The sequence below is a fragment of the Micromonospora lacuserhaii genome (genome assembly GCF_036902735.1).
In the GTDB taxonomy this organism is placed as follows: Bacteria; Actinomycetota; Actinomycetes; order Mycobacteriales; family Micromonosporaceae; genus Micromonospora.
In genome coordinates, this window is record NZ_JBAKHO010000008.1 from 178081 (window position 1) to 188371 (window position 10291).

Annotated in this window: 8 protein-coding genes; all 8 read right to left on the bottom strand. The window is 73.5% G+C overall.

The features are described from left to right. Window positions 1–8: 8 nt before the first annotated feature. A complete protein-coding gene (ftsZ, locus tag V6U81_RS08540) occupies window positions 9–1124 on the bottom strand; it encodes a cell division protein FtsZ (RefSeq protein ID WP_334486335.1) in 1116 nt (371 codons plus the stop codon). A 232-nt stretch (window positions 1125–1356) separates the two neighbouring features. Next, window positions 1357–2169, bottom strand: a complete 813-nt coding sequence (locus V6U81_RS08545; protein WP_334486338.1) for a cell division protein FtsQ/DivIB — start codon at window positions 2167–2169, stop codon at window positions 1357–1359. Continuing rightward, complete coding sequence (murC, locus tag V6U81_RS08550) at window positions 2166–3659, bottom strand: UDP-N-acetylmuramate--L-alanine ligase (RefSeq protein WP_334486341.1); 1494 nt, start codon at window positions 3657–3659, stop codon at window positions 2166–2168. Before murC ends, V6U81_RS08545 begins: the two co-directional genes overlap by 4 nt. 31 nt (window positions 3660–3690) lie before the next feature. After that, window positions 3691–4797 (bottom strand): undecaprenyldiphospho-muramoylpentapeptide beta-N-acetylglucosaminyltransferase, encoded by a 1107-nt coding sequence (gene murG, locus V6U81_RS08555; protein WP_334486344.1) that lies wholly within the window; start codon window positions 4795–4797, stop codon window positions 3691–3693. Then, complete coding sequence (locus V6U81_RS08560) at window positions 4797–6209, bottom strand: FtsW/RodA/SpoVE family cell cycle protein (protein WP_334486376.1); 1413 nt, start codon at window positions 6207–6209, stop codon at window positions 4797–4799. The genes murG and V6U81_RS08560 overlap by 1 nt, the downstream gene beginning before the upstream one ends. Before the next feature lie 240 nt (window positions 6210–6449). Then, entirely contained in the window at window positions 6450–7583 is a 1134-nt protein-coding gene (gene mraY / locus V6U81_RS08565; RefSeq protein ID WP_334486347.1) for a phospho-N-acetylmuramoyl-pentapeptide-transferase, read from the bottom strand. Then, entirely contained in the window at window positions 7580–8983 is a 1404-nt protein-coding gene (locus V6U81_RS08570) for a UDP-N-acetylmuramoyl-tripeptide--D-alanyl-D-alanine ligase (RefSeq protein WP_334486350.1), read from the bottom strand. Before V6U81_RS08570 ends, mraY begins: the two co-directional genes overlap by 4 nt. Continuing rightward, the coding region (locus tag V6U81_RS08575) for a UDP-N-acetylmuramoyl-L-alanyl-D-glutamate--2,6-diaminopimelate ligase (RefSeq protein WP_334486353.1) at window positions 8980–10291 on the bottom strand (1312 nt) is incomplete at its 5' end. The genes V6U81_RS08570 and V6U81_RS08575, both read right to left, overlap by 4 nt.

Below are 10291 nucleotides of genomic sequence, written 5' to 3' on the forward strand. Positions count from 1 at the left end.
GGTGGGGCTCAGGACCCGTTCTTGAGAAAGTCCGGCACGTCGACGTCGTCGAAGAGCACCCGGCGCGGGGACTGCTGCGGGGCCGGCATGGTGGCCGGCGGGGTCACCGGCGGCGTCTGCGGCGTCGGCTGGTTCTGGTTGGTCTTGCGCGGCGTCTCGACCGCCTTGTACGACGGGGTCCCCCCGTCGAAGCCGGCGGCGATGACGGTGACCCGGACCTCGTCGCCCAGCGCGTCGTCGATGACCGCGCCGAAGATGATGTTGGCGTCCGGGTGGGCCGCGTCGGTGACCAACTGCGCGGCGTCGTTGATCTCGAACAGACCCAGGTCGGAACCGCCGGCGATGGAGAGCAGCACGCCGCGCGCGCCGTCCATGCTCTGCTCCAGCAGCGGGCTGGAGATGGCGGCCTCGGCCGCTTCGACCGCGCGGTTCTCGCCGCGGGCGCTGCCGATGCCCATCAACGCGCTGCCGGCGCCGCTCATCACGCTCTTGACGTCGGCGAAGTCCAGGTTGATCAGACCCGGCGTGGTGATCAGGTCGGTGATGCCCTGGACACCGGAGAGGAGCACCTGGTCGGCGGTGCGGAAGGCGTCCATCATGGAGATGTTGCGGTCGCCGAGCGCCAGCAGCCGGTCGTTCGGGATGACGATCAGCGTGTCGCACTGGTTGCGCAGCTCGTCTATGCCGGCCTCGGCCTGCACCTGGCGGCGCTTGCCCTCGAAGGAGAACGGCCGGGTCACCACGCCGATGGTCAGCGCGCCGAGCTTGCGGGCGATGTTGGCCACCACGGGCGCGCCGCCGGTGCCGGTGCCGCCGCCCTCGCCGCAGGTCACGAAGACCATGTCGGCGCCCTTGAGCACCTCCTCGATCTCGTCGCGGTGGTCCTCGGCGGCGTTCTTGCCGACGTCCGGGTTGGCGCCCGCGCCCAACCCCCGGGTCAGCTCCCGGCCGACGTCGAGCTTGACGTCGGCGTCGCTCATCAGCAGCGCCTGCGCGTCGGTGTTGATCGCGATGAACTCGACGCCCTTGAGCCCAACCTCGATCATCCGGTTGACGGCGTTCACGCCGCCGCCACCGATGCCGACGACCTTGATGACCGCCAGGTAGTTGTGCGGAGGTGTCATCTCCGGTCCTTTCCCTTCGAGATTGGCATCGGTCGACCCGGCACGGCATGGCCTGACCAGCGTCGACGACGTCTGTCACCAGTGGAGGATCAGGGCTGAACCCTCACCCTCTACTAGAGGCTCAGAGTTATGTCAACCACTGATCCTCTTCGGGGCAACGTAAGCGCCGCCGCCCGATGAGCCAAGGACCTGCTCGGCGTGTCGCCGCCCGGAGCGGGCCGACTCACGTTCCCTACTTGAAGGTGACCACGTCCGGGGCGCTCACGTCGATCGTGTCCGCCTCCCGACCGAGCAGCGCGGTCGCCACCCTGGCCTTGTCCGTACCCCGGGTGGCGTCGCCCCAGACCACCGTCCGGTCACCGCGCAGGGTCAGGCTGATCCGGGCCAGCCCCTCGACGGTCAGCTCGGTGAGCTCCCCGCGCAACTGCGGGGTGAGGACCGACAGCACCTGCAACGCCGCCCGGGTCCCCGGGTCGGCCGGGCCCGGGGCGGTCAGCCGGACCACCGGCAGCCCCGCCGGGACGCGCGGCGCGGTCCGGAACACCACTCCCTCGCGGTCGATCACCACGTACTGCCCGTCGCGGGGCACCGCGGCCACGCCGGTGCGCTCGACCACCGTGACGACCAGCGTCCCGGGCCAGTCCCGGCTGACCGAGGCCCGCTCCACCGGGGCCAGCGCGCCGATCCGGCGGCCCACCTCGGCCAGGTCGACCCGGGCCAGCGGTACGCCGTCCGGCACCGCCGCCGCGTCACGCACCTCCACCGGAGTGACCAGCCGCGCCCCGACCACCCGCACCTCCCGGACGCCGAACAGGCCGGTGCCGAGCACCGTCCAGGCGACCAGGCCGGCCAGGGCGAGCACCCCGGCGGCCACCGCCCAGGGCAGCGCCGCCCGCATCCGCCGCTGCCGGGCCCGGGCCATGAACCGCCGGGTCGACGCGGGCACCGCGTCGCTGCCGGCCCGGACCAGCCGCCAGCGCCGCACCGGACGGGGACCGCCACCGTCGGCGCCGGTGGTACGGCCCCGCGCCGGACCCGGGCTCATCCGGCGGTCGAGGCCGCGCCGTCCGGGTCGACGGCCTCGCCGAGGCCCGTCGTACCGGCGGCGGGGCCCCCGGTACGGGCCGCCAGGGCGTCGAGGAGCTGGTCGCCCATCAGGGAGATCGGCGGGGCGCCCATGGTCACCACCACGTCACCGGGGCGGGCCCGGCGGGCCACCTCCGCCGGCGCGTCGTCCCAGGAGTCGACGAACACCTTCTGCGCGGCCGGCAGCGGGACCGCCTCGATCAGTGCGGCCGCCCCCTCCCCCGGCTGGCGCAGCTCACCGGGGCCGAAGACCTCCAGCAGGACCAGCTCGTCGGCGATGCCCAGCGCGGCGGCGATCTCCGCCTGGAGGTCGCGGGTGCGGTAGAGCCGGTACGGCTGGAAGACCGCGATCAGCCGGCCCTCCCCGGCCACCTCGCGCAGCGTCTGCAACGCCAGCGTCATGGAGGTCGGGTGGTAGGCGTACTCGTCGTAGACCAGCACGCCGTCGGCGACGCCCTTGCGCTCGAAGCGCCGGCGCACCCCCGGGAAGGACGCCAACGCCGCCTCCGCCGCCGCCACCGGCAGCTCCAGCAGGTACGCGGCGAGCACCGCGGAGGCGCTGTTGAGCCCCATGTGCCGGCCCGGTACCGGCAGCCGGATCTCGCCCAGCGAGCGGCCGTCGATCTCGGCGAGGTAGCGCACCCCCTTCGCGGAGGAGACCATCTCGCTCAGCCGCAGGTCGGCGTCGGCGGACTCGCCGTACGTCCAGACCCGGCGCCCCTCGGCGCGCAGCGTCTCGGCCAGCCGCCGGCCGCCCGGGTCGTCGGCGCAGGTGACGATGAACCCGTCCGGGTCGGTGAGCCGGGCGAACTCGGCGAAGGTCGCCTCCAGGTTCGCCAGGTCCCCGTAGGTGTTGAGGTGATCGGCCTCGATGTTCGTGATGATCGAGAGGTACGGGCGGTAGATCAGGAACGACCGGTCGCTCTCGTCCGCCTCGACCACGAAGTGCTCGCCGGTGCCGTGGTGCGCACCGGAGCCGACCTCGGAGATCTCCCCGCCGATGACGAAGGACGGGTCCGCGCCGGCCTGCTGGAGCACCATGGTGACCATCGAGGTGGTGGTGGTCTTGCCGTGGGTGCCGGCGACCGCCACCGTCCGGCGGCCGGTCATCGCGGCGGCGAGCGCCTCGGAGCGGTGCAGCACCCGCAGGCCGCGCCGGCGGGCCTCCACCATTTCCAGGTGGTCCTGCGGGATGGCCGAGGAATAGACCACGGTGTCCACGCCGTCGAGGTTCGACGCCTCGTGGCTCATGTGGATCGTCCCGCCGAGCGCGCGCAGGCCGGCCAGGGACGGCCACTGCCGCAGCTCGCTGCCGGAGACCGGCAGGCCCCGGGTGAGGAAGAGCCGGGCCAGGCCGCTCATGCCGACCCCGCCCACCCCGATCAGGTGGATCCGGCCCAGGTCCTCGGCGGTGAGCGTGCCGGCCGGGGTGAACTGCGCGGTGTTCATGCCAGGTACCTTCCCGTCGCGGTGGCCAGCTTCATCGGGCCACCGCCTCGTAGACGAAGTTCAGCAGGGCGACGTCGCCGTCCCGACGGCCGTACGCGGCGGCGGCGGCGCCCATCTCGTACAGCCGGCGCGGGTCCCGGACCAGCGGGATGACCGTGCGCTCCAGCCAGTCCGGGGTCAGCTCGGCGTCATCGACGAGCAGCCCGCCACCGGCCTCCACCACGGGCAGCGCGTTGCGCTTCTGCTCCTGGTTGCTGTGCGGGTACGGCACGTAGATGGTGGGCAGCCCGATCGCGGCCACCTCGGCGCAGGTCATCGCCCCGCCCCGGGCCAGCATCAGGTCGGCGGCGGCGTAGCCCAGCTCCATCTCGGACAGGTAGGGCAGGGCCACGTACGGCACCGGCAGGTCGGTGGGGACCGGCACCGGCTCGTTGCGGGCACCCATCACGTGCAGCACCTGCACGCCGTTGCGGGCCAGCTCCTTGGCCGCGCCGGAGACCGCCAGGTTGATCGAGCGGGCGCCCTGCGAGCCGCCGGCGACGAAGAGCACCGGCAGGTCGGGGCGGAGCCCGAAGTGGGCCCGGGCGGCGTCGCGCATGGCGGCCCGGTCCAGGCCGGCGATGCCCCGGCGCAGCGGCACGCCGACCACCCGGGCGTCGCGCAGCGCCTCGGACTGGGCCGGCTGGTGCGGGAAGCCCACCGCGATGTTCTTGGTGAACTTCATGCCGAGCCGGTTGGCCACGCCCGGCGGGACGTTCACCTCGTGGATGACGATCGGCATCTCACGCCGCCAGGCGGCGAGGTAGCCGGGCACCGAGACGTACCCGCCGAAGCCGACGACCGCGTCGGCCTGGACCTCGTCGATCACCTTGCCCGCGGCGCGGGCCGCCTTCCACATCCGGTCCGGGGTGCGGACCAGGCCCATGTTGACCGAGCGGGGCAGCTGGTACGCCGGGATCTGCCGCAGGTCGTAGCCGGCCGGCGGGATCAGCTCGTTCTCCAGGCCCTTGGGCGTGCCCAGGCAGGTGATCCGGACGCCCGGGTCGTGTCGGCGCAGGCAGTCGGCGAAGGCGAGCAGGGGGTAGATGTGGCCACCCGTGCCCCCTCCGCAGAGCACCACCGAACGCAGCGGACCCATCAGCGTCTCCTCTCGTTCGCCGACCCGCCCCGGGTCCGGCCCTGCCGGCCGCCGCGCGGGGCGGCCTGCTCGTCCTCCCGCCGCGTCCGCGACCGGGGTACGGACCCTCGGGCAGCCGGTGGCGGCGCCGGGCGGCGCCGCCGGCCGGGAAGCGGCGGCAACGGGGCCCAGACTAGTCGGACCCATCGGGCGGGCGGACGGGCATGCAGGGCTCTCGCGGCATCGGGTTCGGCGCGGGCGAAGGAGGCCAGCATGCCGACCGCGGCCAGGGTCACCACCAGGGCGCTGCCGCCGTCGGAGATGAACGGCAGCGGCAGGCCGGTGATCGGCAGCAGGCCGGTCACCCCGCCGATGTTGATCACGGCCTGGCTGACCAGCCAGGTGGTGACGGCGGCGGCGGCGAGCCGGCGGAACGGGTCCTCGACCCGCCGGGCGATCCGCAGCCCGGTGTACGCCAGCACGGCGAACAGGACGAGCACCACGGTGCAGCCCACCACGCCGAGTTCCTCGGCGATGACCGCGAAGATGAAGTCGTTGTGCGCCTCGGGCAGCCAGTCCCACTTGAGGCTGCCCTGGCCCAGTCCGACGCCGAACCAGCCGCCGTGCTCGATCGCCAGCCGGCCCTGGAAGGTCTGGTAGCAGTCGGCCAGCTTGCACTGCTCCGGGTCCGGCGGGTCGATGAAGTACATCAGCCGGGCGAAGCGGTAGTTCTTCTCGCCCCGCTCGCCGGAGCCGGCACCGAGCGAGGCGACCGCGACCAGCAGCCCGATGCCGAGCAGACCCACGGCGGACAGCACGGCGAACACCCGCATCCGCACGCCGGCGGCCCAGAGCAGCCCGACCACGATGGCCAGCAGGCAGAGCATGGTGCCCAGGTCGTTGTAGCCGACCAGCACGAAGAGCAGCCCGACCACCGGGAAGAGCGGGGTGGCCAGCTCCTTCCACCAGCCCAGCGCGGCGCCCTTGCGGGCGATCACGTGCGCACCCCACAGCACCAGCGCGAGCTTGGCCAGCTCGCCGGGCTGCAACTGGATGCCGCCGATGAAGAGCCAGAGCAGCCGGGCCTCGACCGGGCCGATCCGGGCGGACTCCTGGCCGGTCAGCCGGGCGAAGGCGAGCAGCAGGTTGAGCAGCACCAGCAGGCCGACCGCGGTGGCCAGCGCGGGCCGGCCGAGCACCCGGTAGGTGCGGGCGGGCAGCCGCTGGCAGGCCCAGAAGGCCACGATGCCGATCACCGCGAAGACCGCCTGCTTGGTCACCGACGCCGACGCGTCGCCGTCCTCGGCGTAGTCGCGCACGCTGGTGGCCGAGAAGACCATGGTCAGGCCGATCAGCAGCAGCAGGCTGGCGCTGGAGAGCAGTAGGTAGTAGGAGGCCAGCGGGCGGGCCAGCAGGCCGCGCAGCGCCGCCAGGCCGCCGGCCGCGTCCAGGCCGACCAGCCCTACCGGTGGATCCGTCGTACGCCCCGCGCCCGCCCCCCGTCGTACCTGGGTCTCCGCTGTCGTTGTCGTGCCGGTCGCGCCTCGGTCCTCCCCCACCCGACCATCATCGCGGTTGTGGGTGGCCCGTTCCGGCCGTTCGGCCCGCTCGGCGTGTCGGAATGCGAAGCGGGGACCCCTCCGCTAGGAGGAGTCCCCGCCGGGTCGCCCCGGTCAGCCCATGCTGGCCAGGAAGTCGCTGTAGAACAGGCCGAGCGCGATCGCCACACCGATCCCCGCGATGATCCAGAAGCGGACGACGATGTTGACCTCGCTCCAGCCGGCCAACTCGAAGTGGTGCTGGAGCGGCGACATCCGGAACACCCGCTTGCCGGTGGTACGGAAGGAGATGATCTGGATCACCACGGACATCGTGATGATCACGAAGAGGCCGCCGAGGATGGGCAGCAGCAGGATCGTCCGGGTGGACATCGCCATGCCGGCGATCAGGCCGCCCAGGCCGAGCGCGCCGGTGTCGCCCATGAAGATCCGGGCCGGCGAGGTGTTCCACCACAGGAAGCCCACGCAGGCCCCGGCCGCCGCCCCGGCGATCAGCGCGATCTCCAGCGGGTCCCGGACGGCGTAGCAGTAGTTGTTCGGGTCGGCGGTGTACGTCGGGTCGGCGCACCAGTGCCGGTACTGCCAGAACGCGATCAGCGCGTACGCGGCCAGCACCATCACCGAGGCGCCGGTGGCCAGGCCGTCCAGGCCGTCGGTGAGGTTGACCCCGTTGGTCGCCGCCATCACCACCAGGATGATCACGATCACCGCGCCGACCTTGGTCAGTTCCAGCGCCGGGATGTCCCGGATGAAGCTGAGCGTGCTGCTGCCCACGGTCTCGGTGTTCGTCCTGGTGCCGCCGGCGTCGGTCATGCTGCTCGGGAAGTAGAGCGCGACCACGCCGAAGATCGCGCCGACCAGGATCTGGCCGAAGAGCTTGCCGCGCTTGTTCAGGCCGCCGCTGTGCCGCTTGCGGACCTTGAGGAAGTCGTCGATGAAGCCGACCGCCCCGGAGAAGACCATCAGCCCCAGCAGCACCAGCGCCGTGATGGTCGGCTCGACCTGAGCGATCTGGGCGTCCGGCAGGGTGGTCAGGGCCAGGTGGCCGGCGACGTACGCGATCACCGTGGCCAGGATGAAGACCACGCCGCCCATCGTCGGCGTGCCCTTCTTGGTCTGGTGCATCGCCGGGCCCTCGGCCCGGATCGGCTGGCCCGCCTTGAGCCGGGTGAACACCTTGATCGCGATCGGGGTGGCGAGCAACGAGATCAGGAACGCCACGCCGATGGCGACGATGACCGCCCTCACGCGGTCACCTCCGTCCCGGCCGCGGCGTCGGCGCGCAGCGCGTCGGCCACCTCCCAGGTGCGGTACCGGGAGCCCTTCACCAGGACGACGTCGCCCGGCCGTAGCTCGCTCCGCAGCACCTCGACGGCCGCCGCCTGATCGGTGAGCAGCACCGACCCTCCTCCCCAGTCACTTACCGCTGTCGCGCCCTCGTGCATCGGCGCGGCCGGCTCACCCACCACGAGCAGCCGGTCGACACCGAGCTCGGCGGCCAACCGGCCGACCTCCCGGTGCCCCTCGTCCTCGAACGCGCCCAGCTCGGCCATGTAGCCCAGCGCGGCAAAGGTACGCCCACCCCGGCGCATGCCGACCAGCGCCCGCAGCGCCACCGCCATGGACGCCGGGTTGGCGTTGTAGGAGTCGTCGATCACGGTCACCCCGTCGGGCCGGTCGAAGACGTCCATCCGGCGGGTGGAGACCAGCCCCAACTCGCCCAGCGCCACCGCCAGCTCGCCCAGCGGCATGCCCAGCTCCCGGGCGACCGCCGCGGCGGCGAGGGAGTTGGAGACCTGGTGCCGCCCGGTCAGCCCGAGCCGCACCGACGCGGTCCCCTCCGGGGTGACCAGCGTGTACGCGGCCCGCCCCCGGTCGTCCATGATCACGTCGACCGCCCGGACGTCGGCCCGTTCCGCCTCGCCGTACCGGACCACCCGGGCGGAGGTGCGCGACGCCATCGCGTCGACCAGCGGGTCGTCGGCGTTGAGCACCGCCAGCCCGTCGGCCGGCAGCGCCTCGACCAGCTCCCCCTTGGCCAGCGCGATGTTCTCCACCGAGCCGAACTCGCCGATGTGCGCGACCCCGACGTTGAGCACCACGGAGATCCGGGGCGGCACCACGTCGCACAGGTAGCGCACGTGCCCCACCCCACGGGCGCCCTTCTCCATCACCAGGTAGCGGGTCTGAGCCGTCGCCTGCAACGCCGTGTACGGGTGCCCCAGCTCGTTGTTGAACGACCCGGGCGGGGCCACCGTCGGGCCGAGCCGGACGGCCAGCTGGGCGATCAGGTCCTTCGTGGTGGTCTTGCCGGAGGAGCCGGTCAACCCGATCACGGTGAGCTGGGGCAGCCGGTCCACCACCGCGCGGGCCAGCCGGCCCATCGCGGCCAGCGCGTCGTCGACGAGCACCATCGGCACCCCGGGCACCTCCCGGGTGCCCAGCACGGCGACCGCGCCGGCCGCCACCGCCCCGGCGGCGTAGTCGTGCCCGTCGACCTTCTCCCCGGGGAACGCGACGAAGAGCGCCCCACCGGTGACCTTGCGGGAGTCGAATTCGACCGGGCCGGTCACCCGAGCGTCCGGGTCGGCGCCGACCAGCCGGCCGTCGACGGCCGAGGCGACCTCGGCCAGGCTCAGCGGGATCACCGGCTGCCCGCCAGGTCCCCGAAGCGCACCCGCAGCGCCTCCGCCAGCTCCACCCGGTCGTCGAACGGGAGCACCTCGCCGTTGATCTCCTGGCCGCGCTCCTGACCCTTGCCGAGCAGCGCCACGATGTCTCCGGGCTCGGCGAGCCGGACCGCCTCGACGATGGCGGCCCGCCGGCCGGGCACCTCGATGATCCGGGCGGCGGCCCCGGCCGCGTACGCCCCGGCGAGCACCTCGGCCCGGATCGCGGCCGGCTCCTCGGTGCGCGGATTGTCGTCGGTCACCAGCACCACCTCGGCCCCCTCCGCGGCGGCGGCGCCCATCACCGGCCGCTTGCCCCGGTCCCGGTCGCCACCGGCGCCGATCACGCAGATCAACCGGCCGGTGCTCAGCTCGCGCAGCGCGGCCAGCACGGCCTCGATCGCGTTCGCCTTGTGCGCGTAGTCGACCACCCCGCGCACCGGGGCGTCGCCGCTGACCAGCTCCAGTCGGCCGGGCACGCCCCCGCAGGCGGCCACCCCGGCGGCCGCGGTCGCCGGGTCCACCCCGGCGGCGACCAGGGTGGCGATCGCCAGCAGCGCGTTGGCCACGTTGTGCCGGCCGGGCAGCGCCACGCCGGTGGGCAGCACCACCCCGTCCGGGCCGTGCACGGTGAAGCGCTGGGCGTACCCCTCGCCGTCGATCCCGTCGGCCCACCAGGTGGCGGCCGGGTCACCGGCGGCCGAGTAGCTGACCGTGCCGGCCTTGAACAGCGGGCGCAGCGCCGGGTCGTCGGCGTTGAGCACCTCGACCCCGCAGCGGCCGTCGAAGAGCTTCGCCTTGGCCGCGAAGTAGTCCGCCTCGTCGGCGTGGAAGTCCAGGTGGTCGGAGCCGAAGTTGGTGTAGCCGCCGACGGCGAAGCGCACCCCGCCGACCCGGCCCATGGCCAGGGCGTGACTGGAGACCTCCATGACCACCGCGGTGACCCCGCGCTCCCGGGCCACCGCGAGCATGGCGTGCAGGTCGGTGGCCTCCGGGGTGGTCCGCACGCTGTCGACGACCAGGTCGCCCAGCCGGGTCTCCACGGTGCCGATCAGGCCGGTGACGTGCCCGGCGGCGCGCAGCCCGGACTCGATCAGATAGCTGGTGGAGGTCTTGCCGGCGGTGCCGGTCACCCCGATCACGGTCAGCCCGGCGGTCGGCTCGCCGTAGACGGCGGCGGCGAGGTCGCCGAGCACCGCCCGCGGGTCGGCCACCACCAGGGCGGGCAGCCCGGCCGCGGCCACCGCGGCGGCGCCCGCCGGGTCGGTCAGGGCGGCCACCGCGCCG